Here is a 25,177-nt window from a genome sequence, read left to right as displayed (position 1 = left end):
TTGTCCCAGGTCGCTCAGAACAGCGCGGCCACGAGGTCCGCGGGGTCCCTTGAGCCCGGCCAGTCGCTGACCTGGCCGTCGCCGAGCTCGACGATCCGCCAGGCCCCGTCGGTACGGCGTACGAGGTCGACCGTGACGAAGGGGAGCGCCAGATTGGCGACGAGGGGTTCCACCTCGACCAGGTCGAGCCCGGTCGGCAGCTCGTCGGGGGTGTCGGGATGCGGGGTGATCCGGGCGCACCGGCCGCCGATCCACCAGGTGCGTGCCTCGGCGCCGGTGAACTCCTCGAACTTCCGGAGCACGAAGCCGCCGGTGAACGCGTCCTCGCGCAGCTCCAGGAAGCGCTCGGCGATCCGGAGTACGGCGTCTCGGTCGGGGATGTAGGCAGCTTCGTCCCAGTAGTGCTTCATCGACTTCACGTAGTCCCGCAGTACTGCGGGTCCGCCGCCGAGGTGGTCGAACAGCTCAACCACCGCGGCCAGATCGGGGCCTTCGGTCCAGGCGGACTCGGGAGTCGCCGGGCTGAGAGCCTGGTACCAGCCGGGGAGTTCGTGGGCCGTGCGGTAGTCCTCGGCGCTCGTCCGCAAGGTGACTCTCCGCGCGTCCAGCGCCTTGGCGAATCCGTCGTACTGCTCGGCTGACATCATCCAGCCGCGATACACCGCGTCGTCACCGGCCGGCACCTTCGCCACCGCCTCGTCGGGCCGGTCCAGCGCGTCGTGGTCGATCTTGGCCACGGTGATGCCAAGCTCGCGCGCGGCGTCGGCCTGCGCGGCGAAGTGCGGATCAACCCTGCGCGGGTTGAGCGGATCCCCCGGTACCAGCAGCATGCACTGAATTGTCCCTACTGGGTCCCCGGCTCGCCTCCCAATTCCGCGCGCCGGGGGATGCGGCCTGGTTCAGCGAACTGCCGGGGAAGGCGGGGTGGGGCGGTCGTCGGTCCAGCCGGACTCGAGGACGACGCTGGCGCCGGCCTTCGGGCCGATGGACTCCGAGCTCAGCAGCCGGCCGGTGGCCGGGTCGATGATGAAGCTGGTGCCGCCGTCGTTCAGGGCGGTCTTGCGGGCACCAGGCGTGCCCTTCGGCCAGGACATCGTGATCTGGGTGCCGGTCCGTCCGAGCGCGTCCTGGACGTTCTCCCTGAACTCGGTGCCGGGCAGTTCGGACAGGACGCGCAGTGCGGCGCCCCGGAGCTTCGGCGGTGACGGCATCTCGAACAGCAGTCGGCCGGCCGCGTTGAAGACCGTGTAGTCGATCTCCGCGGCCGTCGAGCCCGGCTCGGTGCCCCTGGCCAGAACGGTTCGGAGCTTCGCCGGATCGGTCGGCAGCGCCTGGATCTGCTGGGCGGTCACCGGCTTCTCCCCGCTGAGGTAGTAGCCGGGCGGCACCTCGTCGAAGGTCATCTTGTGGACGGTCGGCCGACCCGACGCCATCAGCACAGGGTCCTTCTCGTAGTCGAGCCGCCACCATCTCGGCGCGCCCTGGTCCCTCCACTTGGCCACATCGGCAGGCGTCGCCGGGCGAGCCCCGAGATCGACCCAGCCGAACCAGGACTCGACGCCCTGCCGCATCGGCATCCAACGCTCGGTGATGTTCCTCCGCTCGATCGTGTACTTCGGTGAGCCGACGCGCGTCGTCGCCCGCAACTGGAGGCTCCGGACCCGGTAGTACTGACCGGAGACCCTCTCGTTCACCTCCTGCTTGACCGCGGTGGCCAGGAGGACCTGGCTCGCTGTCATCAGCCGCGGCGTCGGGCTCACCGTGCTCGGGACCGGCGCTGCGTCAGGACCTGAGCCCGGTGCGAGGAACAGTGGCGCGGCCAGTGCAGCGAGTGCCACTGAGGCGGCGGTCGCGGTCAGAGCGATGCCCATCCGGCCGGACCGGGCTGCCGCGTGCCAGCGATCCCGGCGACGAGCAGTCGTTGCCGCGCGGGCCAACGCCTGTACTTGCCGACGGGCCTGGGAAGTCACCTCCGGCGACGGACCCGGCTGCTCGGGAAAGGCCGAGCGGATCTTGTGCAACTCGTCCATGTCAGTCCTCGTGGTTCTCTGCGGTCGGATTGGCGTGACCGAGTTGCTCCCGGACGACCCGGCGGGCGCGGGACAAGCGCGAACAGACCGTCCCGTAGGCGATGCCCAGTGCTGCCGCGACCTCGTCGTAGGTGAGCTCGCCGAGCGCGACCAGCATCAGTACTTCGCGATCCTTGGCGGACACCTTCGCCAGCGCCGCGGCCAGTTCGCGACTCGCGCTCTGGGCGGTGACCTGCTGGGCGACTCGTTCCTCGTGGCCTGCCGAGGGTGTCGGCAGAGGGAGTCTGGCGAGGGCTCGCCAGGCACGGACCTCGTCGCGACGGTGCCGGCGGATCAGGTTGGTGGCGATCCCGTACAGCCAGGCACGGACCACGCCGCTGCGGCTGTCGAACCGGGCTCGCTGCCGGAAGGCGATCAGGAACGTCTCGGACGCCAGGTCGTCGGCGAGGTCGGTGCCGAGCCGGCGGGCGACGTACGAGTGCACCTGCGGGAAGTACCGGTCGAAGATGAGCGTGAACCGCTCCGGCTCGCGCGCCGACGCCTCCAGAATCCGCCCATCCTGCTCGGCCGCAGCCGTTGCCGGGGGCGCGAGGGATCGGCCGGGCAGCGCGAGCGTTGCCAGGGCGAGGTCGGGCGTCATCGAACTCCTCACACCACCGGCCGGTTCGGCGGGGCTCGGTGGCCCCGGTGCAGCGTTGCTGCCGGCCGGCTCACCCTGTTCTTGTCCGATGTCCCCAGACCCCTTCTCGTACCCCGATGGCTCCCGGGGTCATGACGCGCGGGAGTGGGATCCGGAGGACACCGGGGGAGAAACTTTGCGGATCAGGGGCGTTCGGGCATCAGGGAGTCTTGAGGATCTCCCGGGCCGAGAGTTCGTCCACCGGCCAGACGCAGACCGACCAGCCCTGGGTGGTCCGGGCGGTGGTGGCCCGGATCTGTTGATCCGTCAGCTTCGTGACGAGCCGCTGCGCGTCCGCCTGGCTCCGGGCCGTGTGGACGGCGACCAGCAGCCCGAAGCTGCCCGGATCAGCGGGCCGGTAGTCGGTACGGCGTACCAGCGAGCCGCCTTTCGGGCGGGAGAACGCCCAGCGCATGAGCAGCACCAGTCCACCGATGAGCGCCAGCACGACGATCGGGAAGAGAAAGTACCGGTCCGCGAACACGGACACCATTGTCTCGCGAAATGGAAGGTCTCGAACTCTTGGCAACCTTCCGTGTCCCCAGGGAGTCTGTACCACTACAACGCTGCAGTGCGGCCGGCTCGGGGGTCGCCGGAAGAGCGGAGGGCACGGACATGCTCGCACCGACCCACAACGCTGTCATACCCAAGGAGAACGTGGTCCGCCTGGCCGGGCTGCTGGACGTCCGCTCGGTGGGCGACGTCCGTCAAATACTCAACGACCTGATCGACACCACCCAGGGCGACGTCATCGTCGATCTGGAGGCGCTCGACGCGCTGGACGCCACCGGCCTCGGCCTGCTCGTCGCCACCCACCGGCGGACTCAACTGCTCGGCCGTCAACTAGTCCTCAGGCACCCGGTCCCGTCGGTCGTCCGCATCCTCGCGGTCACCCGGCTGCACCGGATCCTCCGCGTGGAACGGACACCCCTACCGATCTCCGCCTGAGGTGCGCTGTGATCTAAGCCGCTGGTGACACCAGTCACGAGAGGGGGACTCACAAGGGCACACAGTCCTACTCTCGGGTACATGGCGACCGAGAAGGACCGTGGCGATGGGGCGGGGAAGGCAATCGACCGCCCCTGGGTGATGCGGACGTACGCCGGCCACTCGTCGGCCGCGGAGTCGAACGCGCTGTTCCGGCGCAACCTGGCCAAGGGGCAGACCGGGCTGTCGGTCGCCTTCGACCTGCCGACCCAGACCGGGTACGACGCGGACCACCCGCTGGCCAAGGGTGAGGTCGGCAAGGTCGGTGTGCCGGTGGCTCATCTGGGTGACGTGCGGGCGCTGTTCGACCAGATCCCGCTGGCACAGATGAACACCTCGATGACGATCAACGCGACGGCCATGTGGTTGCTCGCGCTCTACCAGGTCGCCGCGCAGGAGCAGGGCGCGCTGCCGGACGAGTTGACCGGTACGACCCAGAACGACATCGTCAAGGAGTACCTGTCCCGCGGCACGTACGCCTTCCCGCCGGACGCTTCGCTGCGGCTGTCGACGGACCTGATCGCGTACACGGTCTCGAACGTCCCGCAGTGGAATCCGATCAACATCTGCAGCTACCACCTGCAGGAGGCCGGTGCGACGCCAGTCCAGGAGTTGGCGTTCGCGCTGTCGACGGCGATCGCAGTACTGGACCGGGTGCGGGACGGCGGGCAGGTCCCGGCCGACCGGTTCGGGGACGTGGTGCAGCGGATCTCGTTCTTCGTGAATGCCGGCGTGCGGTTCATCGAGGAGACCTGCAAGATGCGCGCGTTCGTCCGGCTGTGGGACGACATCTGCCGCGACCGGTACGGCGTGACGGACACCAAGGCGCGGCGCCTGCGCTACGGAGTACAGGTGAATTCGCTGGGTCTGACCGAGGCGCAGCCCGAGAACAACGTGCAGCGGATCGTGCTCGAGATGCTCGGCGTGACCCTGTCCAAGAACGCGCGTGCCCGGGCCGTCCAGTTGCCCGCGTGGAACGAGGCGCTCGGGTTGCCGCGGCCGTGGGACCAGCAGTGGTCGCTCCGGATGCAGCAGGTGCTCGCGTACGAGTCGGACCTGCTCGAGTACGACGACATCTTCGACGGGTCGCACGTGATCGAGGCGAAGGTGGACGAACTCGTCGCAGGCGCGCAGGAGGAGATCGACCGGGTCCAGGCGATGGGTGGGGCGGTCGCCGCGGTCGAGAGCGGGTATCTCAAGCAGGCGCTGGTGGCGTCGCACGCCGAGCGCCGGCAGCGGATCGAGTCCGGCGGACAGATCGTGGTCGGGGTGAACAAGTTCGAGAACACCGAGCCGTCACCGCTGACCGCCGACCTCGACACGGCGATCCAGACGGTGGACCCGAAGGCCGAGGCCGCCGCGCTGAAGTCGCTGCAGGAGTGGCGTTCCCAGCGGGACGGCAAGGCGGTCGAGGACGCGCTGGCGAGGTTGCGCGACGCCGCCAAGGGCACGGAGAACTTGATGCAGGCCACGCTCACCTGCGTCCGCGCGGGCGCGACGACGGGGGAGTGGGCCGGAGTACTGCGGGAGATGTTCGGCGAGTACCGCGCGCCGACCGGGGTGTCCGGGTCGGTCGGGGTGTCCGGTGGTGGCGAGGCGATCGCTGCCGTCCGGGTCAAGGTGGCGTCGACGTCGGAGGAGCTCGGCGGGCGGTTGCGGTTCCTGGTCGGCAAGCCCGGCCTGGACGGCCACTCGAACGGCGCCGAGCAGGTCGCGGTACGGGCTCGTGACGTCGGGTTCGAGGTGATCTACCAGGGGATCCGGCTGACCCCCGAGCAGATCGTCGCGGCCGCGGTCGCCGAGGACGTGCACTGCGTCGGCCTGTCGATCCTGTCCGGCTCGCACATGGAACTCGTTCCCCAGGTCGTCGCCGGCCTGCGCGAGGCCGGCCTCGAGGACGTCCCGGTCGTCGTCGGCGGCATCGTCCCCGACGCCGACGCCCGCGCCCTCCAGGCCGCCGGCGTCGCCGCCGTCTACACCCCCAAGGACTACGACCTCACCGGCATGATGTCCAACGTCGTCGACGTCATCCGCCACGCCAACCAGCTCCAGCAGTAGCTCTAGCCCGGCTGTTTGGCGGCGATGATGTCCTCGACGGACTGGGGGAGGGTGGTTTCGAAGTCGATGAGTTTGGCCCAGGTCGGGGTGATGGTGATCCGGACCATCTGGTCGTAGAGGGCCTGGACGCCGGCCTTCCACTCGTCGAACTGGTCGGCGGGGACGAGGTTGGACGAGGCATGCAGGTAGTTGTCCGGCACGCCCTCGACGAGTTCGAGGTCGGCGGTGCCGCGGACGAGCAGGACCTTCGGCGGGAAGCCGGCGGTGTCGATGGTGAGCGAGACGCGGGGGTTCTGCCGCAGGGCGCGGACCTTGGCGGCCCTCGGCACGGTGAACAGCTGGAGCTGCTCGCCGTCGAAGTGGAAGCCGATCGGGATCACCCGCGGGTCGCCGTCGACGCCGATGTAGGCGAAACGGGCCGGGATGCCGCCGTGCAGCAACTGCTGCGAGTACGGCTTGGCCAGGATCTCGGCGATCTCCATGCGGTTCATGGTGCTGTCCTCTCGGGTCGAAGGTGGTCTCACCCCGGGGACGTAGCTGCCGGCGGGTTCTCGACACCCCGGCCTGGATAAGTTGGGCGAATGCGGGAGACATTCGCTTTCGGGGCCGGGAAGGTGGAGCTGGCCGAGGACGGGTCCGTGGCGGCGGTGCTGCATCCGTCGCGCGGGCACTCGATGCTGCTCGGCAATTCGCCGGGTGCGCCCGAGGCCGCGATGCACGATCCGGCGCACTACTGGGGCAAGGGCTTCGTGATCACCGATCGCGGCAGCCACCGGTTCGACTCGCCGGTCAGTCAGCGCTGGCGGCAGACCGGAATCGACCTGCTCTACCAGTTGGGCGACCTCGAACTGCGGGTCGGTCGCCGGTTCGGTGAGCGCTGGACCGAGACGTACGAACTGCGCAACAGCTCGGCCGCGCCCTTGGTGCTCGGATCAATCGCGATCAGTACTCCGTGGCGCGACCTCTACAGTTCGAGTCGCGAAAGCCTCAACCGCGCCGTGCACGCCCACGTCTGGACCGGCGGCGCCGACGCTTGGGTCTGGGCGGTTCCGATGGACGGCAGCGGCCCGGGACTCGGCCTGCAGCTCACTGAGGGGGAGCTGTGGGCCTACTCGGTGGAGTCCCGGGAGGCCGGCACCGGCAGCAACGCCCGCGGACACCTGTACTTGCACGTCACGGACCACGCCCGGGCTCCGCACGCGATGGGTGGCCAGCCGGAAATCGTGCTCGAGCCCGGCCAGTCGCATCGATGGACCTGGCAGCTCGCCTGGCATGACGACCTGGCCGCCTTCCATTCCACCCGCTCCCCGTTGATCGACGCGGAGGTTCTCGCGGCCGAGGTCGGCGAGTCGATCGAACTCCGCCTGGCTGCGGACGCCACCGGTCCCGAGACTGTCACGTCCACCTCAGCCGGTACGCAGTACGTCGAGGCCTCGGACGGGTACCGGAGTTCGCGGGTCGGCGTGTTGTTCCATCAACCGCTGCGGGAGATCGTCGAGCAGCGCATTCGGTTCGTCCTGGACAAGCAGCGCCCGGTCGAGCTGAGTGACAGTCGGCGCTTCTCGTTCTTGCCGTACGACAACGAGACCGGCCTGACCGTACGACCGGGAGCGTGGCGGGACTGGTCCGACGGCCGGGAGCGGATCGGCATGGCGCTGCTCCTGCAGCAAGCCCGTGACCGCGGCTGGGGTGATCAGGCCGAACTCACAGAGGCCTTGGCCGGGTACGAGCAGTTCGTCGTCGAGCACTTGGTCACGCCCGACGGCACCATCGTCGACGACAGCCTGCACACGACAACTGTCCGGCTCTACAACTTCCCCTGGTTCGCCCGCTTCCTGCTCGGCCAGGGCGACCTCGATCGCGCCACCCGCATCATCGACCAGTACTACGAACGAGGTGGCAGCCACTTCCTCGCCTTCGACCTCGGTCCCTTGCTCAACGACCTCGCCGAGCACCTCACCCGCGCGGACCGGCCGGCCGACGCAGCCCGGATGCGCGATCACCTGCTCCAGCACGCCAGGACCTTCGTCGAGTACGGCGATGACCTCCCGCCGCACGAGGTGAACTACGAGCAGTCGATGGTGGCGCCGCTCCTCGAACTCCTCTTGGCCGCGCACCGGAGTTCACCCGAGACCGTTCCGGCAGCCGAGCTCGACCGGCGGTTGCCCTGGCTGATGGCGTTCGCGGCGGACCAACCCGACGTACGGCTGCGGCACATCCCGATCCGGCACTGGGACGGCTACTGGTTCGGCGTACTGCGGTTGTGGGGCGACGTGTTCCCGCACTACTGGTCCGTGCTCAACGCCGCTGTTTACCTGACCTGGCCCGAGGACTCGCCCCTGGCCGACGACCTCGCCGCCCAAGGCCGCGCGATCCTCCGGGCGAACCTGGTCAACTTCCACCCCGACGGCTCCGCCACCTGCGCGTTCGTCTACCCCAGCGCCGTCAACAACCGCTCCGCCCACCTCGCGGACCCGCTCGCCAACGACCAGGACTGGGCCCTCGTCTACGCCCTGCGGTTCGGGATCTGAGCAGTTTTTGAAAGATCCTCACTGAAATCGTTGTCCAGTGGTATTTTCCTGACTCCGACGACTGAGTGCCACTGACCGGTGGCTGACTGTGGTGGGGGACGCCGTGGTTGCGAACATGAGTCTGGGGCAGCGGTTCCAGGAGCCGGAGCTGTCCGAGCACGAGAAGTTGTTCCGTGGTCTGCTCCCCGGTCCGGTGGCCGATGCCTACTTCGAGCTGGTCGGCCTGGGCCAGCGCGCGGTGTCCGAGCTGGATCCGGTCGACGAGGAACTCGTCACCCGGCAGCTCGCCTACCTGCACCGCTCGCACGCAGCGGTGACGTTGCGGCCGATCGATCCGCTGATCGCGACCACCGGCCTGCTCAGCCAGGTGCAGGACGAGCTGGCCCGCCAGCAGGAGCGGCTGGTCCAGGGGTATGTCGCGGCCGCCGAGTTGCACCAGCGTCAGTTGCACGACAAGCAACCCGGCGAGGTCCCGTCGGTCCTGGCGCAGGTGCTGACCGATCGCGACGAGATCGCCGAACGCTGGCTGACCTCGATCCACACGGTCCAGTGCACCTACCGCTCGATCGCGGTCCACGACCCGGATCAGGCCGCGCCGGTGCTGCCGTCGCCGTTGGCGAGCCAGTGCGCCTCGATGGTGTTCCGCGAGTTGTGCACGCCGGAGTTCCTCGCCGATCCCCGCGGTGCCGAGGCAGTCCGGGCCGCGGTGGAGGCGGGCATCGAGGTTCGCACCGTGCCGACGTTGCCCGCCCGGATGCTCGTGGTCGACGACCACTTCGCGCTGGTCGCACTGGTGCCGACCGGGGACAGCGGTGCCGTCCTGGTCCGGTCGCCGGTGATGATCGCCGCGCTGACCCAGTACTACGACCGGCTGTGGGCCGCCGCTACTCCGGTGGCCACCTCCACGCCTGGCCCGGTCCGCCGAGCCCAGCAGGTGATGCGGGAGTTGGGCGCGACCGAGCGGGAGGTCCTTGCCCTGTTGGTGCATGGTCTCAAGGACGAGGCGATCGCGCGCAACCTGAGCCTGAGCGTGCGGACGGTCCGGCGGCACATCGCCACGGTGATGGAGTTCGTCGACGCTCCCACTCGTTTCGCAGCCGGCGCCGCCGCCCAGCGCCTCGGCCTGCTCGGCTGACACCCGTCCGTCCGAACCGCGGAGAGTGTGACGTAGCACCGCTGGCCAGTACGGGAAAGTGTCCACTTCTTACCTGTTGAGGCAGGCGCGGAAGCTCCACCCTGGTGGCGAGGAAATCCGCCCCTTCCGCCCCGAGGTTCCCGCTCACATCCGTCCCCTCACATCGCCGGCGCAGGCCGGGCGATGTGCTGCGACGTGCGCGGGAACGGGCTTCCCAGAGAGGTCACATCCGCATGTCCTATCCGAGATCGCGCTTGCTGAGCGTCTATCCCGGCCGCCGATCGGCGCGCTGGATCGGCGCGGCGGTGGGCCTGGCGCTGGTCGCCGGCCTTCTCGCCCAGCCACCCGACGCCGAGGCCACCGACACCTCCACCGCCGAACAGGCCGTCCCCGACCTACCTCTGGAAAGGCCCGACGAAGCATCCGCGGTGATCACCGCGAAGACCACTGGCAAGCCGGTGCTGATCGCCGGCCGGACCACCGAGACCACGGAGTACCGCGCGCTGCCGTCCGGGAAGATCGAGGCCACCGTCGCCGCGGGCCCGGTGCGGATGCGCGGCCAGTCCGGCGACTGGGTGGACGTCGACGTGACGCTGGTCCGTCAGCCCGATGGTTCGGTGGCACCGAAGGCTCATCCGCTGGGTTTGAAGTTGTCCGGTGCTGCGGGTAAGGGCGATCACCGGCTGGTGGCGATGGGTAAGGAGTCGCTGGGATGGTCGGGCCCGTTGCCCACACCGGAGTTGAACGGGACCACGGCGACATACCGGGAGGTCAAGCCTGGTGTGGATCTGGTGGTCGAGGTGACCCGCACGGGCTATCAGCAGCATCTGCTGGTGAAGAACCGCGCTGCTGCCGCGCAGGTGAAGCAGATCCGGATGCCTGGCACCGGGAAGACCAGCCAGGGTCTGATGATGTGGGACTCGACTGTCGACAAAGCGTCCGGTGAGCACACCCGCCGGGCCTCGATCGGAGTGACCGCGGCCAAGGACGCGTTGCTGCTGACTCCGGACGCCGCGTTCCTCAGCGACCCGAAGACGGTCTATCCGGTGACGATCGACCCGTCGCAGTCGTCGGGGGCGAACTTCGACGCGTTCGTGCAGTCCACTTACACCACGGACCAGTCCGCTGCGACCGAGTTGAAGATCGGCACGTACGACAGCGGGGCGAACAAGGCCAAGTCCTACCTGCGGTTCGACAACCAGGAATGGCTGTGGGACAAGCAGATCCAGGCGGCCACGCTGAACCTGTGGGAGCACCACTCCTACTCCTGTACTGCGAAGGGCTGGGTGGCGCACCGGGTCGCGGACGTGACCAACACGGCTCGCTGGACGAACCGGCCGGCGCAGTACGAGCAGGTCGGGTCTTCCACCCAGACCAAGGGATTCTCGACCTCCTGTGGTGACGGCTGGGTGACGATCCCGGTCACGGCGGCGTTCCAGCACACGGCGACGAACCACCTGGCCAAGACCAACATCGGGATCAGCGCCGAGAACGAGACCGACAACTACGGCTGGAAGCGGTTCGCCTCCCGCGAGGCCGCGGCGAACCCGCCGTCGGTGACGATCACCTACCAGACCAAGACCGCGGTGAACGCCCAGGCGACCGCCCCCGACACCGTCTGCGCGACCGGCGCGACCCGGCCGTACATCTCGAGCCTGACTCCGCAGTTGCGGGCCCAGATCAGCGATGGGCTCAGCGCCCAGGTCTACGCCAACTTCGAGTGGAAGACCGTCGGCGCGGCGACCAGTACGACGACCACCGAAGGCCCGGGTGCCTCCGGTTCCTGGCTCGGCACCTCCATCCCCGAAGGCGCGTTCACCGAAGGCGGCAGCTACGCCTGGCGCGTCCAGGGCACGGACGGTACGACGCCCGGAGCGTGGTCCCAGTGGTGCGAGTTCACCGTCGACACCATCTCCCCGGCGGTGGCGCCGACTGTCTCCTCCACGACCTACCCGGTGGCCGAGTGGTCCGGGAGCGCGGGTACGGCCGGCACCTTCACCTTCGGAGCCGCGGGGGTCGGTGACGCCGTCGCCTACGAGTACGGCGTGGACTCCAACCCGCCGGACGAGGTGGTGAACGCGGCCAGCCCGGGCGCGACCACCACGCTCAGCATCACGCCCACCAAGGACGGCCCGCACACGTTGTGGGTCAGGACTCGCGACCGTGCGGGTAACCGGTCGCCGCTGACGGCGTACCAGTTCGCTGTCGGTGGCGGCGCTGTCCTGACGCCGAAGGCGGGCGACATCAGCGCGGCCAAGACGGCGATCACCGGCGCCGGCCGGACCACCGCCACCGGGGTCACCTACCAGTGGCGCCGGGGCGACACCGATGCCTGGGTCAACATCCCCGCTGCTCACGTGCAACTGGCTGCCGGTGGTGGCGCGGTCACGTGGCCCCTGCCGACCAGTGGCGGTGGCCAGTTCCCCAAACTGAACTGGAGCATCGAGTCGACCCTGGCCGCGGTCGACGCGCAGTCGATCCCGCGCGACGGGCCGCTGCAGATCCGGGGCACCTTCACCGGTGGCACCACGGCTTCGTCGGGCGGGGTGAAGCTCACCTTCGACCGGAACCTGGCGACCGCGGCCGCGGAGGAGATCGGCCCGGGCGAGGTCAACCTGCTGACCGGCAACGTCACCCTGTCCGACACCGACGTGTCGGTGAACTCCTACGGCAGCGACCTGACCGTCAGCCGCACCTACAACAGCCGGCAGTCCGCGAAGACGGATCCATCCGGCATGTTCGGGCCGGGCTGGATCTCCGGCGCGATCGTGGACGAGGCCGAGACGCCGTACACGTCGCTGGACGTCTACGGTTCGCTGCGCCAGGTCGGTACTCCGGACGGCGACGTCGTCGGCTTCACCGCCCGCGACGGCGTGAACTTCGACCCCGAGGTCGGCCAGGAGACGCTGAAGCTGACCTATGCCGGCACGACCGACACCTACAAGCTCACCGACGACCAGGGCAGCATCGTCGTCTTCGGCCGGGTCACCGGAGCCGCTGCCGGCAAGTACTTCCCCACGGCCACTACTCTGCCGGGCAGCAACCAGACCACGACCTACACCTGGGAGCGGGTGACGGTCGGCGGCGCCGAGGTGGTGCGGCCGACGCGGGTGGTGGCTCCGGTACCGGACGGAGTCAGCTGCGCGACGCTGGCTCGTGGCTGCCGTGCCTTGAACTTCACCTATGCGACCACGACGACAGCAACCGCCTCGACGCCGGGTGACTACGCCGGACGGGTCAAGGAGATCTCCTTCACCGCTTGGGATCCCGACCTCACCACGCCGGCCATGCGGACTGTTCCGATGGCTTCCTACAGCTACGACACCGCTGGTCGGCTGCGGGCGACCTGGGACCCGCGGATCTCGACCACTGCCAAGGAGACCTACGACTACCACGCCGATGGCGTCCTTTCTACGGTCAAGCCGGTCGGTGAAGAGCCGTGGCAGCTCAGCTACGCCACGGTCGCCAACGACCCGGGCATCGGTCGCCTGCAGAAGGTGACCCGGTCCGCCCTCACCGCCGGTACTGCGGTCGAGACTGTCGTCTACAAGGTGCCGCTGTCCGGTTCGGGTGCTCCCAACGACCTGTCACCTGGCCAGACCAAGCGCTGGGGACAACTGGAAGCACCTACCGACGCCACGGCGGTTCTGCCCGCTGATCAGGCATCTGGCGGTTTGGACCGCGCCAAGGTCAGCTACCTGGACGCCAACGGGCGTGCGGTCAACGTGGCGACACCCGGCGGCAATATCACCACCACCTGGTACGACAGCTTCAGCAACGAGGTCCGAAGCCTCACCGCCGAGAACCGCAAGCGGGCGCTGAACCAGTCTTCCTCGGACAACGACGTCGCTGAGCAGACGCTGGCCCAGACCTACTCGACGGTCAACTCCTACTCGCTGGACGGCGTGCGGCTGGAGAGCACACTCGAGCCGGAGACAGAGGTCCGGCTGGCCGACGGCACCACCACCAGAGGCCGCCAGCTCAGCCGGAAGACCTACGACCAGGGTGCTCCGACCAGTGGCGGTCCCTACAACCTGGTCACCACCGATGACGAACAGGTCCGGGTCTGGGGCTCCGGCGGTACTACGGTCGAGGCTGACCGCCGCAGGACGACCACTGCCTACAACTGGTCACTCCGGCAGCCGACGGTCACGACGACCGACCCAGGCGGACTCGGCCAGACCGTCCGTACGACGCTCGACCCCGTGACCGGGTTGGAGACGTCCACCACGCAGGCCGCAGGTGGAACCACCACCAACACCCCGGCGACCCGGAAGACCATCAACTACCGGTCCACCTCGGGCTCCGGTTATGCGGAGTGCGACCTGCGCCCGGAGTGGGCGAACCTGCCCTGCCGGATCCAGCCGGGTGGACAGGCGGCCAGTGGACCGGAGCTACCCGCCATCGTCACGACGTACGACATGTACAACCAGGAGCGGGTCGAGACCGAGAAGACGAGCACGGCGACGCTCCGGACCACCACCACGAAGTACGACGCCGCTGGGCAGGTGCTGGAGACCAGCGTGACCGGTCTCGGTACTGCGCTGCCGACGCAGCGGAACGTGTACGACCCGGTGACCGGCGACCTGCTCCGCAGCCAGTCGGTGACGGGTGGCACGGTGACGGCGGAGATCGTGCGCACGTACGACACGCTGGGTCGGGTCACGTCGTACAAGGATGCCGACGGCAACATCTCCACCACCGAGTACGACCTGCTCGGCCGCCAGTCCAAGACCACGGACGGAAGGGCCACGCGGACCTACGGGTACGACTACCGCGGGCTGCTCACCTCGGTCTCGGACAGCCAGACCGGCAACTACACCGGCGACTACAACGCCGACGGCAAGCTGGTCACGGAGACCTGGCCGAACGGCGTCAAGGTGGAGACCACCTACGACGCTGCCGGCCAGGAGGCCGGGATCACCTACAGCAAGCCTGGTTGTGCCGGAACCGACTGCACCTTGTTCCGCGAGAAGAAGACGCAGTCGGCGCACGGACAGACAGGGCAGCGGGTTTCGACACTGTCGAGCCAGGTCTACCTGCAGGACCGGGCTGGGCGCGTCTCGACGGTCCAGGAGACGGTGGGGGAGAAGTGCTTCACCCGGACCTACGGCTTCAGCCTTGCCACCGACCGGACGAGCAGTACGGAGTACGGGCCGGCTGCTGACGGCAGTTGCCAGACGTCCACTCCGTCGGCCAGCAGGACCTGGACGTACGACACGGCGAATCGGGTCAACACGGCCGGTTACGTCTACGACGCACTCGGCCGGACCACGAAGATCCCGGCGATCGACACGGGTGCACCGGCCGCCGGTGACGTCACAGCGACGTACCACGCGAACGACCTGGTCGACACGATCACCCAGGCCGGTCGCACCACGGACTACACGATCGACGTCACCGGCGAGCGGATCCGATCCTGGACGGACAACTCGACCGGTGAAGTGGTGCAGAACGTCCAGCACTACGACGGCGACGAGGACTCGCCTGCCTGGACCCAGGAGGGCCCGGACCGGTGGACCCGCGTAGTACAGGGTCTGGGTGGCATGAGCGCGGTCCTGGACAGTGACAGCGGCGTACCCGAGTGGCAGGTGTCCGACCTGTCCGGCGACATCGTGGCGACCATTCACGCCGGTGACGAGGGCCTGTCGACCACCAGCGAGGCCAGTGAGTACGGCGTACTGAGTGATGCCGAGTCAGTGGGCAAGCAGCGGTACGGGTGGCTCGGTGCGGAGCAGCGGGCGGCTGACGCGCCGTCGGGCATCGTGCTGATGGGGGTGCGGCTCTACAACCCGACCACCGGCCGGTTCCTGCAGACAGACCCGGTGTACGGCGGTAGCTGCAACGCGTACGAGTACACCTGCGCCGACCCGGTCGACAAGTACGACCTCAACGGCAAGTGGTTGTGCTTCAGCAAGAAGTGCGCGGTCAAGTACATCAAGAAGAAGTGGAAGGCCGCGAAGAAGAAGATCCGGAAGAACAAGTACGTCCGGAAGGCCTGGCGGTTCGGCAAGAAGGTCTACAAGAACCGGTACGTCCGGGCCTGCGCGGGTGGTGCCTTCGGTGTCCTCACCGTCGACACCATCAAGAACGGCTGGAAGTCGCTCAAGAAGAAGGGCTGGCGCTGGGGCTGGGGCGGCTGCGCCGGCGGCATCATCGCCTACCACGGCAAGCGCAAGGGCTGGTGGGGCTGATCCCCTCGGTGAACTAGTCAGCTGTTGACAGCCGGTGGGCCGTCTGCGTCGTCGCAGGCGGCCCATCCTCGGTCAGCCCACTTTGGCAAAAGCACGCACCGGGAACGTGCCGAGGCCGCTGACGCGGGGAGCGGTGGCGGTGAAGAACGCGCCGGTGGGTGGGAGTTGTCCGAGGTTGGTGAGATGCTCGACGATCGCGAGACCGGCGCCGAGCAGCAGGGAGTGGGCCGGGCGGGTGCCATCCGTCATGTCGTCGATGTTCGCGGCGTCGATACCGACCAGAATCGCGCCCCGGTCGATCAGGTACTGCGCCCCGTCGCGGGTCAGGAAGTGCGGATCCACCACGTACTCCGGGGTGCCGAAGCGGGCGTCGTCACCCGTGTGCAGCAGCACGGCCTTGCCGTCGACCTCGTAGTTCGCCAGGACGGTCGCATCGATCGCGCGAGCCTGCGCCGGAACGACCACGGCAGGCAAGTCGACCGTGCGCTCGAGACTGTACCCAGTCAGGTCATGGCCGTCCGGGTACCGGTGGTACGGGCTGTCCATGTAGGTGCCGGTGTTGGTCACCATCGTGAACACGCCGATCTCGAACTCTGTGCCCGGCGCGTAGATCTCCCGCGACGCCTCCCGGGTCAACTGCTTGCCGAACTCCGGTCCCGGCAGCCCCGGCAAGGTGATCATGCCTTCGCGAATGACGTGGCTCAGCTCCAGGTACTGCGCTCGCGTCCCGTCTGCGGTCATGGTCGTCATCGTCTCCCATCCCGGCGAACCGCCGGTCGGTAACCCGGCAACTGCTTGCCGGGGGCATGGGTTTATGTTGTGAAAACAACTTAATCCTTCGTGAAAGTCGAGTCCCGCCCATGACCGATCGTCGTACCTTCCTGGCCATTCCCGTCGTCGCTCTGGCGAGCGCGGTGGTGGCCAAGGCGACATCCAGTACTCCCGCAAGCGCTGCGACCCAGCAGCAGAGTCCCCAGCAGATTCCCCAGCAGGTCCCGCAGCAGATTCCCCAGCAGAGCCCCGTGAACGTGGTTCGCTCCGCGGTTCGCGTGCAGCCCGGCCTGCCGCAGCTCGATGTCCACTACAGCCGGCATGTGCCGGTCGGCGTCCACTACGTCAGCAAGGACGACCCCGCAACCGGCGGGTGCAGCGTGCACGGAACCGAGGAGACCGAAGAGGTCGATGTCCCGGCCGGCGCCGGGTACATCAACCTGTCCGGCGTCCGCTACGACCTGATCCAGTTCCACTTCCACACGCCCTCGGAGCACACCTTCAACGGCCGGCACGCGCCGCTGGAGATGCACCTGGTGCACCAGGACGCCACCGGGCGGAAGCTCGTCATCGGCGTCCCGCTGGTCGAGGGCGCCGCGGGCGAGGCCGACCGGATCCTGTCCCGGTTGCCCGAGGAATGCGGTGAGCCGATCGAGGTGGAGGACTTCAACCTGCGGGCCTTACTGCCGGCGAACCCCTCGACCCTGCGCTACAACGGCTCACTCACCACCTCGCCGTACAGCGAGGGAGTGCAGTGGTTCCTCACCGTGCCGAAGACCGTGACCGCCAAGAGCATCGCCGGCTTCCGGAGCCTGTTCCCGGACGGCGACTCCCGCCCGTCCCAAGCGCTCAACGGACGGCACCTGCTCGCTGACGTGCACTGGTCCGGCCACTGGTGAGTCAGGCCGGCTTCGGCAGCAGTTGACGCAGTACGTCGGTGGTGAAGTTGTGGAGGCTGGTTCCGTACGAGATCCGCGTGGCTCCGAGTGCGGTCAGGTCTGACGGGGTCGGACCGTTCGGCTTGGCATGCGCGTTGATCGGCCCACCGATCTCGTCGGCCAGCGTTCGCAGCACCTCCAGCGGGGCCGCGATCGGGTAGACGCAGTCGGCTCCGGCGTGACGGTACGCGCGGCCCCGGGCGATCGCATCCTGCACAGTGCCGCCGGCGATGAAGTTGTCGATGCGGGCGTTGATCACCAAGTCAGCGCCCGCAGCCGCACGTACCTCGAACAGGTAGTCGGCCTGCCCCTCGATCTCGACCAGCCGGTCGTCGAGGGAGTCCTCGAGATTGCACCCGACGGCGCCTGTCTCGAGGAGCCGCTCCACGAACTCCTCGGGCTTCAGGCCGTAGCCGGCCTCCATGTCCGCGGTCACCGGTACGTCGACCGCGCGGGCGATCCGGGCCACCGCCTGGAACATCTCGGCCGGAGGCGTCAGTTGACCGTCGTCATAGCCGAGCACCCGGGCGACCGCACCGCTGCTGGTGGCGATCGCCGGGTAGCCGGCTTCGGCGATGACTCGGGCGCTGACAGGGTCCCAGGCGTTGGGCAGAACCAAAGGGACCGGACCGTGGTGCAGCGCTCGGAAGGACTCCGCGGTCATGGCCGTCAGCTCGGCTGGTAGTGACCGGGCTCGAGGCGACAGGTGACGCCGACTCGGGTCCACGCGTTGATCATGATGATCAGGCCGATCAGTTGGGCCAGTTCCTTGTCGTCGAACACCTTCGCGGCGATGTCGTACTTCTCGTCCGGGACGTGGTCCACGCTGATCAGGGTGATCGCCTCGGTCAGTTCCAGCGCGGCCTGCTCCTGTTCGGTGTAGAACTTGCGGGCCTCCCGCCAGGTGGCCACCAGGTTGACCCGCTGCCCGGTGTCGCCCTCGTGCACGGCGTCCAGGGCGTGCATGTCGAGGCAGTAGGCGCACCCGTTCAGTTGCGCGGCGCGGATCCGGACCAGGTGCGCGAGCTTCGGGTCGAGACCGGTCGCGGAGACCTCGTCCAGGGCGATCAGGGCCTGGTAGAACTCCGGCGCGTGAGTGGCGAGCTTGATTCTGCGACGTGTCGTTGTGCTCATGACGTCCACGCTAGGCGCGGATCGGCCCAGGTGTATGGTCCACTTCCATGGGAGATCCAGGGGCCAATTCCGAGTCCGGTGCCGATCTGCACCTGGACCTGGGCGGCACCCGGGGGCGGAACGACCTGGTCCGGGCGCTGCACGAGTCGATCCGCACCGGCCGTCTGACCCCCGACACCCGGCTTCCGTCGTCCCGCTCGCTGGCCAAAGACCTGGGCATCGCCCGCAACACCGTCGCCGACGCCTACGGCCAACTCGTGGCCGAGGGCTGGCTGACCGCCCGCCAGGGCTCGGGCACAGTAGTCGCCAAACGGCCTCCTCAAAGCTCCAGCACGGTCTCGCCTACCAAGTTGCCGGCAGCAAGAGAGTTTCGGTACGACCTCACGCCCGGGTCGCCTGATGTGTCGACGTTTCCGCGGAGTGAGTGGCTGGCGGCGGCTCGGAAGGCGTTGCCGGCGGCGCCGAACGAGGCATTCGGGTATGGGGATCCTCGCGGGCGGATCGAGCTTCGCGAGACGTTGGCGGACTACCTCGCCCGGGCGCGCGGAGTACGGGCTGATCCTGAGCGGATTCTGATCTGCTCCGGCTACGTGCAGGCGCTGAACCTGCTGAGCGAGGTGATCCAGAAGCAAGGCGGCAAGACCATGTCCGTCGAGGCGTTCGGGTACAGCCTGCACTGGGACGTGATCCGGTCGCGGGGCCTCGAGCCGGTGCCGGTCGCGGTCGACGAGTACGGCGTACGGTCGGACCTGCTGTCCGGCGAGGCCGTCCTGCTCACCCCGGCGCACCAGATGCCGCTGGGCGTCCCCCTCGCCCCCGACCGTCGTACGGCGGCCGTCGAGTGGGCGCGGGAAGCTGGCGCGGTACTCATCGAGGACGACTACGACGGCGAATTCCGCTACGACCGCCAGATCGTAGGAGCCTTGCAGGCCTTGGACCCCGAACTGGTCGCCTACACCGGTACTGCGAGCAAGAGCCTCGCGCCCGGGTTGCGTCTGGCCTGGATGGTGTTGCCGCAGCGCCTCATGGAGCCCGTGCTCGCCGCCAAGCGCACGGCAGACCTCCAGACGGCGACGCTGGACCAGTTGATCCTCGCGGAGTACATCGCCTCCGGCCACTACGACCGCCACGTACGCCGTATGCGTCTGCGCTACCGCCGTCGCCGGGACCACTTGGTGGAGCTCCTGGCCGTCCGTGCTCCGGGCGTGAAGGTAGCCGGGATCTCGGCCGGCCTGCACGTACTGCTCGACGTACCGGGGAACGCGAAGGAGATGGTCGACAGGGCAAGCAGGCAAGGGCTGAATCTAACCTCACTGGACAAGTACCGCTTCGCCTCGGACCCGTCGGCCCGGCAGGCTCTGGTCGTCGGCTACGGCACCCCGCCAGACCACGCCTACAACGGCGCCCTGGATCTCCTCTGCCAGATCCTAGGCGTCTAGCGCTCGAGCCAGTGCACCGATGTCCTGCGGCCCGACTCGGCAGCAACCGCCGACGTAGACAGCACCGGCCTCAACCCAGTCGTGGGCCAGGGTCGTGCTGTCCGTGGCGCCGCCGGTCCAGCGGCGACCTCCTGCGTCCCAGGCCTCTCCACTGTTCGGGTAGGCCACGACTGGCTTTCCACTCACCGCCGCCGCGGTCTCAACAGCCGCCTGTACGTCGCCCGGCGCGCAACAGTTGATGCCAACAGCAACCACCGATCGAGCCGTGACGGCGAACGCATCCGCCAGCGGCTGCCCGGCGCGAGTGCGATCACCGTCGATCGAGTAGGAAAGCCACGCCGGAAAGCCCAGTTCGTCCAGCAGACCTACCAGCACCTCCGCCTCGTCGACGTCCGGGATCGTCTCGACCGCCAGAAGATCGGGCTCGGCGGCCAGCAGCAACTCGAGCCGCGGCAGATGAAACTCGCGCAGCGCCGCAGCGGTCAGCCCGTAGCGCCCCCTGTACTCCGACCCGTCCGCCAGCACCGCGCCGTACGGCCCGACAGAGGCCGCCACCAGCCGCTTCCGCCCGTCCGCGGCGAGCTCGTCCCGCACCTCCCGGGCGATGCTGACGCTGCTGGCAATCAACCGCTCCGCCTCGTCCTGCGGCACGCCCGCTCGCTCGAAGCCGGTCACGCTCGCCTGGTAGCTGGCTGTGGTCGCCACCGCGGCGCCCGCTTCGTAGTACGCGCGGTGCACGGTTGCGATCTCGGTGGGAGCGTCCCGCAGCAACCGGGCCGACCACAGGGCGTCCGTCAGGTCGTGGCCGCGCTCTTCGAGGGCGTTCGACATGCCGCCGTCCAAGACCACTGTCTGCATGGTGATCAGTGGGACTGGCGGACCAGGTCGACGACCTCGTCGGCGCAGCCCCAGGACAGGGTGACGCCGGAGCCGCCGTGGCCGTAGCAATGGATGACGTGCTGGTCGCCCGAGTCGACCCGCTCGCAGCGAATCGCCGGACGGGCCGGGCGCAGGCCGACCCGGTGCCGGAGCACTTTGGCCTTGCGGAGTTGGGGAATCAGCTCAGTCGCCCGGGCGAGAATCTGCTCGGCGGTGGTCGGGTTGACCGCCATGTCCCAGGTGTCCGGCTCGCTGGTGCCGCCGACGACGATGTCGTGTTCGCGCGGGACGACGTACGTGAGCTCGCGCGGATTCCGGTCCGCGATCAGCCACTCGGTCAGGCCGGTCTGCTCCAGCGTCAGCACCTGTCCGCGGACCGGAGTCACGGTCGGGTCTCCGGCGGTGAGGCGCGCACCGAGCCCAGCAGCGTTGACGACGACATCCGCCGCGGTCGGCAAGGCCGACAGCGCCGCACGAGTCAGCGTCCCGCCCGCCTCCTCCAGCCGCTTGACCAGGTACGGCAGGTAGGCCGGCATCTCGATCACCGGCGTCGTGAAGGACCAGCCGTCCTTGAACCCGGCCGGCGGCGAACCAACCCGCTGCAGGTCCGGCAGCACCCCGGCCCACGGCGGATTCGGTGCCTGGTCGACCAGGAACTCCTTGCCGTGCCGCAGCCGCACCGACGGCTCGTTCTCGGCGAGCTTCACGAACTCGTCGTACGACGTCGCGGCCCAGGCGGCGACCCGATCCTGCGGCGCGGACAGGAACGGGTACCAGATCGCGGCCGAGACCGCCGAGGTCGTTTCCAGCGGAAGATCCCGCGCGAACACCGCGACGTCGTACCCGGACTCGGCCAGCCGGACAGCACAGCTGAGCCCGATCACTCCGGCACCCACCACGATCACGCGCATCTTGGCATTCTGTCGGCATACTGCGGTCGGCACAACATATCTGCTGCCCACCTCACCGCTGACCGCCGCGAGGCCTAGTGGATCTAGGAGTTTTTCTTACGCTTTGATCGCCTCTTGGAGCGCTTACTCGATCGCCTCATCTGTGCCACCTTCAGTCGCCATTGGGCGCCGTCGGCCGGTCGACCGATCGAAACGAGCATCGAATCCAGCGTCTCTCCTGCGTGATAATGACCCTTCTCGAACGCCAGTGCAAAAATGGATTCCGCCTTTGCGTGCTGATCGGTGCGCCAATAGAAGCGGCCCAAGTTGCATCCAGCGTGCCCATGTCCAGTTTCAAGCGACTGCGTGAGTAATGCTTTTCCTTCGTCCGCACTGATGTCAAGTAGCAGAGTTCCGAGCTCGCAAAGTACATCTGGGTCGTCGTTCCCCTGCGCCATGAGCCTTCGAAAGAGGGTGATCGCCAACTCCGTGCGGCCTTCCTCATTTGCGATAAAGGCGAGAGGGTAGACTGCCGTCTCGCTTCCAAGTTGAGATGCCTCCTCAAGGAGGGCGCGTCCTTCCGATTTTTTAGCGTTGTGGAAAAGGAATGATCCGAGATTGGCTTTCGCATCGGCCTGGGCAGGCCCAGTCCATTCTGCGGCCGCACGATACCACTTTTCGGCCGATCGCCTTTCCCGACTTTCCATATATGTTGCCGCGAGCAGTTGTGCGGCCTCGGGGTCCTGATCCTCGGCGAGTGGTAGCAATACGGCGCGTGCTTCGGCAGGGCGCTTCAGCCTCAGCAAAACGTACCCAAGTTGGGAAGCGTAGCGGGAGAGTTTTCCGCTCGCTATGGCCCTCCTCGTCCACTTCTCGGCAAGTTTGAAATCGCCTCTGGAGATATAGTGATTGCCGAGGTTTGCTGCAGCATCTGCTCCGTCATCCTCGCGGGCGGCCTCACTCCACACCTTGACGGCCTCTTCGGTTCGGCCATCGCCTTGTAGCATGAGTCCGAGCGAATTCTTCGCGTGGGTCGATCGCTCAGCATGCTCTCGGAGCCACTGCTCGGCTTCTTCCGAACGCCCGAGTTCGCTGATCATCTGCGCCATGTTGACCACTGCGCCGATTTGTTCAGTCGTAGCAGCTTTCCGGTACCAAACTTCGGCTTCGTCGACGTCACCAATTGCTCTGAGCAACTGGGCGAGGTGGAACATGGCGTGGTCATTTCCCCGGTCCGCGGCAAACATGAACCACGCCTCGGCCGATGCTTGATCGTCCTCCTCTTCGTAAGAAACGCCGAGCCTGACGGCACTTTCCAGGCGCCCCCGATTCGCCGCTATCTCGAGCCAGTCGCGCGCTTCCGAGAGGCGCTCCTCCGCGAAATACAATCGCGCCAAGTCGTCAGCTGGCTCTGGTGAGCCCTTGGCGGCCGCATCCGTCAGTATCTTTTCGGCTATATCGGCGCGGCCTTCGCGATAGGCAGATCGCGCTACCCGGAGCAAGGCGGCCTCCGCATCTGCGACGTGACGGATGGTTGACTCCCATGTCTCGTCGAGAACTGGCTTGGCATCTGCCGCTCGGAGAGACTCATCGAGCAGGTAGTCAAAGACTCGCACCGAATCTGGAACTGCGGATGGCAGCAACATACTCGTGACGCCGTACCGACGACGGGTGGCCCAGGTGAGAGCTTCGGCGCGAGACTCCGGTCGAAGTAGTTCCCCGCCCTCACGGGCCAAATAGAACTCGTGGCATTCGAATAGCAAGGAGGTGGGCACATCGCCGGTGATGCCGCAACGTCCAACATCTATGCCGGCCGTCACTAGTGCAGTGCCTCGTGGATTGCTGCCTGCGCTGATTCGCAGTTCTTCCATCAGTCGCGGGCCTGCAGCAACGTACTCCGCGACTCCGTAGGTGGATGAATATTCCAATGCGGCGTTGATTCGAGCGTCGTTGGAGTTTCGAGCGCGCTCGATTTCCCCCCGGGACCATCGGCGCTCGACAATGATCGGTTCGAGCAGGCGCAAGGTTCGCTGAGCGTCAGTCAGTCCGTGCTGGTGACCATCGTCGGAGTGCTCGCCGGATCGACTGGTGATCTGGCGGTACTCCTCCGAGCGTAGTGTTGCAATGCACGTGATACTGCTGTGCCGTATTCGCGCCAGGAAGCTTGGGGACACTCCTTCAGGGCCTAGGAACCGCTCCGCGTCGTCGAGCCATATCAAGCATGGTGAATTGGCCAGCAAAGCAACTAGCAGTGTGTCCTGAAATTCTTTGATATTACCTGGAGCGGCCATAGGTAGATTCGGAGCGTGGCGCTGGACTGCTTCGTAGGCAATCCGAGTCTTCCCGGCCGTTGAATCACCCACGATGAGAATGAATCCGCCGCGATCTGCAGCCGCGGTCAAGCGCCCTGTTACGGATCGATCAACATCGCGCTCAACATAGGACGTGAGGGGACTGCCGTTGTCCACTGCCGATCTGTGAACGCCCAGCTCCAGTGCGTCGTAATCGCTCGCTTTGATCCATTTGTCGAATTCGGCGATCCAAGGTAGTGATGCTGAGGAGTCATTCGAAAAGGTGTTGTGTCCGCCGTTGATCTGCAGACCAGTGCCTTGCTGGTACAGCGTAGAGTGCCCAGAAGTATGGGCCCCAAGATCTATCTTCGGATTAGGCATCACACGACTGCTTCCTACGCTGCCTATTTATTTATCTGAGTTCCATGACCTTGCTGGTAGGCGCGCCCATGACCCTTGACATTTGCGCTGATTGAGATAGTTTCGGCGTGTGTGCTCCCGGTTGGCGCCCGATCGTCCAGCTCAATCATCAGTTGTTGGAGCTCAGTGATCAGATCGGGGTTGTTGACCAGCATTCTCCGGATGCGTCCACGCCATTACGCTACCAGTTCGTTCCGGGTCGACTCATAGTCGTCGCCGGCCGCAGCCAGGAGTTCGCTTCGTGCGGAATCGAGATCATCGGTGACTGGCGATTCCTGGCCGGTACTTTGACCTAGAAGCCTGCCGAAGCCTTTCTTGACCTGATCCCACACATCGGTTGTCATTAGATCAACTAATTTCAATGCACTGCTTGTGACAATCGCAATAGTGGCTGGATCCATATTTCCCCCTCATGGAAGGCCCATCAATCCCCCGGGCCTTGTCTGGATGAAGAGTCCAATCTGTACTGGAAAGGGTCAATCGTCAAGCGCTGCGACCCTACAATCTGAGGGCGATGGGTCCGGAGCCGGGGCCCTATCCCGGTTGGCTCATTCACCGCCGGCTGTGAAGGGCGGGGGAATGAGGGGTAGCGGCACCTCCTCGGTCGAAGGAGGTGAGGTTCTTCGGCAGGCGGCTAGATTCCGACTCGTCACGTGGTCGCTCCGTCAGGGCGATACGGCGAAAGCCTCGTCGTCGACCAGTACGAAGGGTGCGCTTCGGCAAAACCAACTGGCCGCGGACCCAGGGCCTCGGCAAAGTCGCGCTTCATGACGTGAGCAGCGCCAGTGGGCGTCGGTTGTC

At 67.2% G+C, this 25,177-nt stretch carries 18 protein-coding genes; 7 read left to right on the top strand and 11 right to left on the bottom strand.

Going from position 1 to position 25,177, the window contains the following annotated elements; genetic code table 11:
- Window positions 1-14: 14 nt before the first annotated feature.
- The 4 genes from ABD255_RS00090 to ABD255_RS00075 form a co-directional block, all read right to left on the bottom strand.
- On the bottom strand, window positions 15-830 hold the full coding sequence (locus ABD255_RS00090; protein ID WP_344208343.1) for an ATP-grasp domain-containing protein: 816 nt from the start codon (window positions 828-830) through the stop codon (window positions 15-17).
- A 69-nt stretch (window positions 831-899) separates the two neighbouring features.
- Window positions 900-2,030, bottom strand: coding sequence for a CU044_5270 family protein (locus ABD255_RS00085; protein ID WP_344208340.1), 1,131 nt, complete (start codon window positions 2,028-2,030; stop codon window positions 900-902).
- 1 nt (window position 2,031) lies between these two features.
- Window positions 2,032-2,670: an RNA polymerase sigma factor gene (locus ABD255_RS00080; RefSeq protein WP_344208338.1), complete on the bottom strand. Its 639-nt coding sequence runs from the start codon at window positions 2,668-2,670 to the stop codon at window positions 2,032-2,034.
- Window positions 2,671-2,869: 199 nt separating this feature from the next.
- Entirely contained in the window at window positions 2,870-3,202 is a 333-nt protein-coding gene (locus tag ABD255_RS00075) for a hypothetical protein (protein WP_344208335.1), read from the bottom strand.
- Window positions 3,203-3,324: 122 nt separating this feature from the next.
- On the opposite strand from ABD255_RS00075, the gene ABD255_RS00070 reads away from it, so the two are divergent.
- Window positions 3,325-3,657 carry an STAS domain-containing protein gene (locus ABD255_RS00070; RefSeq protein WP_344208332.1) on the top strand — a complete coding sequence of 111 codons (333 nt, stop codon included), beginning with the start codon at window positions 3,325-3,327 and terminating at the stop codon, window positions 3,655-3,657.
- Window positions 3,658-3,738: 81 nt separating this feature from the next.
- Window positions 3,739-5,754, top strand: coding sequence for a protein meaA (locus tag ABD255_RS00065; protein WP_344208330.1), 2,016 nt, complete (start codon window positions 3,739-3,741; stop codon window positions 5,752-5,754).
- Between the two features lie 2 nt (window positions 5,755-5,756).
- Here ABD255_RS00065 and ABD255_RS00060 read toward each other — a convergent pair whose 3' ends face one another.
- Complete coding sequence (locus ABD255_RS00060) at window positions 5,757-6,245, bottom strand: pyridoxamine 5'-phosphate oxidase family protein (RefSeq protein WP_344208327.1); 489 nt, start codon at window positions 6,243-6,245, stop codon at window positions 5,757-5,759.
- Window positions 6,246-6,335: 90 nt separating this feature from the next.
- Between ABD255_RS00060 and ABD255_RS00055 the strand changes: the two genes are divergently transcribed.
- From ABD255_RS00055 to ABD255_RS00045, 3 genes are all read left to right on the top strand, one after another.
- Entirely contained in the window at window positions 6,336-8,285 is a 1,950-nt protein-coding gene (locus ABD255_RS00055; RefSeq protein WP_344208325.1) for a hypothetical protein, read from the top strand.
- A 115-nt stretch (window positions 8,286-8,400) separates the two neighbouring features.
- Window positions 8,401-9,420 carry a helix-turn-helix transcriptional regulator gene (locus ABD255_RS00050; RefSeq protein WP_344208323.1) on the top strand — a complete coding sequence of 340 codons (1,020 nt, stop codon included), beginning with the start codon at window positions 8,401-8,403 and terminating at the stop codon, window positions 9,418-9,420.
- 233 nt (window positions 9,421-9,653) lie between these two features.
- Window positions 9,654-15,614 carry a DNRLRE domain-containing protein gene (locus tag ABD255_RS00045; protein WP_344208321.1) on the top strand — a complete coding sequence of 1,987 codons (5,961 nt, stop codon included), beginning with the start codon at window positions 9,654-9,656 and terminating at the stop codon, window positions 15,612-15,614.
- Window positions 15,615-15,686: 72 nt separating this feature from the next.
- Here ABD255_RS00045 and ABD255_RS00040 read toward each other — a convergent pair whose 3' ends face one another.
- On the bottom strand, window positions 15,687-16,355 hold the full coding sequence (locus tag ABD255_RS00040; protein ID WP_344208319.1) for a cyclase family protein: 669 nt from the start codon (window positions 16,353-16,355) through the stop codon (window positions 15,687-15,689).
- Between the two features lie 119 nt (window positions 16,356-16,474).
- On the opposite strand from ABD255_RS00040, the gene ABD255_RS00035 reads away from it, so the two are divergent.
- Entirely contained in the window at window positions 16,475-17,284 is an 810-nt protein-coding gene (locus ABD255_RS00035; protein ID WP_344208318.1) for a carbonic anhydrase family protein, read from the top strand.
- Window position 17,285: 1 nt separating this feature from the next.
- Here the strand turns inward: ABD255_RS00035 and ABD255_RS00030 are convergent, their stop codons facing one another.
- Together ABD255_RS00030 and ABD255_RS00025 are read right to left on the bottom strand one after the other, a co-directional pair.
- Window positions 17,286-17,987, bottom strand: coding sequence for an isocitrate lyase/PEP mutase family protein (locus ABD255_RS00030; protein WP_344208316.1), 702 nt, complete (start codon window positions 17,985-17,987; stop codon window positions 17,286-17,288).
- Between the two features lie 5 nt (window positions 17,988-17,992).
- On the bottom strand, window positions 17,993-18,457 hold the full coding sequence (locus ABD255_RS00025) for a carboxymuconolactone decarboxylase family protein (protein ID WP_344208314.1): 465 nt from the start codon (window positions 18,455-18,457) through the stop codon (window positions 17,993-17,995).
- Window positions 18,458-18,504: 47 nt separating this feature from the next.
- On the opposite strand from ABD255_RS00025, the gene pdxR reads away from it, so the two are divergent.
- Window positions 18,505-19,896 carry a MocR-like pyridoxine biosynthesis transcription factor PdxR gene (pdxR, locus tag ABD255_RS00020; protein WP_344208312.1) on the top strand — a complete coding sequence of 464 codons (1,392 nt, stop codon included), beginning with the start codon at window positions 18,505-18,507 and terminating at the stop codon, window positions 19,894-19,896.
- Here the strand turns inward: pdxR and mmuM are convergent.
- The 3 genes from mmuM to ABD255_RS00005 form a co-directional block, all read right to left on the bottom strand.
- Window positions 19,885-20,754, bottom strand: coding sequence for a homocysteine S-methyltransferase (mmuM, locus tag ABD255_RS00015; RefSeq protein ID WP_344208310.1), 870 nt, complete (start codon window positions 20,752-20,754; stop codon window positions 19,885-19,887). The genes pdxR and mmuM overlap by 12 nt on opposite strands.
- A 5-nt stretch (window positions 20,755-20,759) precedes the next feature.
- On the bottom strand, window positions 20,760-21,686 hold the full coding sequence (locus tag ABD255_RS00010; RefSeq protein WP_344208308.1) for an FAD-dependent oxidoreductase: 927 nt from the start codon (window positions 21,684-21,686) through the stop codon (window positions 20,760-20,762).
- 83 nt (window positions 21,687-21,769) lie between these two features.
- The gene (locus ABD255_RS00005; RefSeq protein WP_344208306.1) at window positions 21,770-24,337 is read right to left on the bottom strand and encodes a tetratricopeptide repeat protein; all 2,568 of its coding nucleotides are present in this window, start codon (window positions 24,335-24,337) and stop codon (window positions 21,770-21,772) included.
- Between the last annotated feature and the right edge of the window lie 840 nt (window positions 24,338-25,177).

Source organism: Kribbella sancticallisti, from assembly GCF_039530625.1.
Classification (GTDB): domain Bacteria; phylum Actinomycetota; class Actinomycetes; order Propionibacteriales; family Kribbellaceae; genus Kribbella; species Kribbella sancticallisti.
This window is presented reverse-complemented; position numbering and strand designations above follow the sequence as displayed.

Coding starts and splice junctions, on each gene's coding strand:
- ABD255_RS00090 (WP_344208343.1), bottom strand. CDS start 830: ATGCTGCTGGTACCGGGGGATCCGCTCAACCCGCGCAGGGTTGATCCG.
- ABD255_RS00085 (WP_344208340.1), bottom strand. CDS start 2,030: ATGGACGAGTTGCACAAGATCCGCTCGGCCTTTCCCGAGCAGCCGGGT.
- ABD255_RS00080 (WP_344208338.1), bottom strand. CDS start 2,670: ATGACGCCCGACCTCGCCCTGGCAACGCTCGCGCTGCCCGGCCGATCC.
- ABD255_RS00075 (WP_344208335.1), bottom strand. CDS start 3,202: ATGGTGTCCGTGTTCGCGGACCGGTACTTTCTCTTCCCGATCGTCGTG.
- ABD255_RS00070 (WP_344208332.1), top strand. CDS start 3,325: ATGCTCGCACCGACCCACAACGCTGTCATACCCAAGGAGAACGTGGTC.
- ABD255_RS00065 (WP_344208330.1), top strand. CDS start 3,739: ATGGCGACCGAGAAGGACCGTGGCGATGGGGCGGGGAAGGCAATCGAC.
- ABD255_RS00060 (WP_344208327.1), bottom strand. CDS start 6,245: ATGAACCGCATGGAGATCGCCGAGATCCTGGCCAAGCCGTACTCGCAG.
- ABD255_RS00055 (WP_344208325.1), top strand. CDS start 6,336: ATGCGGGAGACATTCGCTTTCGGGGCCGGGAAGGTGGAGCTGGCCGAG.
- ABD255_RS00050 (WP_344208323.1), top strand. CDS start 8,401: ATGAGTCTGGGGCAGCGGTTCCAGGAGCCGGAGCTGTCCGAGCACGAG.
- ABD255_RS00045 (WP_344208321.1), top strand. CDS start 9,654: ATGTCCTATCCGAGATCGCGCTTGCTGAGCGTCTATCCCGGCCGCCGA.
- ABD255_RS00040 (WP_344208319.1), bottom strand. CDS start 16,355: ATGACCGCAGACGGGACGCGAGCGCAGTACCTGGAGCTGAGCCACGTC.
- ABD255_RS00035 (WP_344208318.1), top strand. CDS start 16,475: ATGACCGATCGTCGTACCTTCCTGGCCATTCCCGTCGTCGCTCTGGCG.
- ABD255_RS00030 (WP_344208316.1), bottom strand. CDS start 17,987: ATGACCGCGGAGTCCTTCCGAGCGCTGCACCACGGTCCGGTCCCTTTG.
- ABD255_RS00025 (WP_344208314.1), bottom strand. CDS start 18,457: ATGAGCACAACGACACGTCGCAGAATCAAGCTCGCCACTCACGCGCCG.
- pdxR (WP_344208312.1), top strand. CDS start 18,505: ATGGGAGATCCAGGGGCCAATTCCGAGTCCGGTGCCGATCTGCACCTG.
- mmuM (WP_344208310.1), bottom strand. CDS start 20,754: ATGCAGACAGTGGTCTTGGACGGCGGCATGTCGAACGCCCTCGAAGAG.
- ABD255_RS00010 (WP_344208308.1), bottom strand. CDS start 21,686: ATGCGCGTGATCGTGGTGGGTGCCGGAGTGATCGGGCTCAGCTGTGCT.
- ABD255_RS00005 (WP_344208306.1), bottom strand. CDS start 24,337: ATGCCTAATCCGAAGATAGATCTTGGGGCCCATACTTCTGGGCACTCT.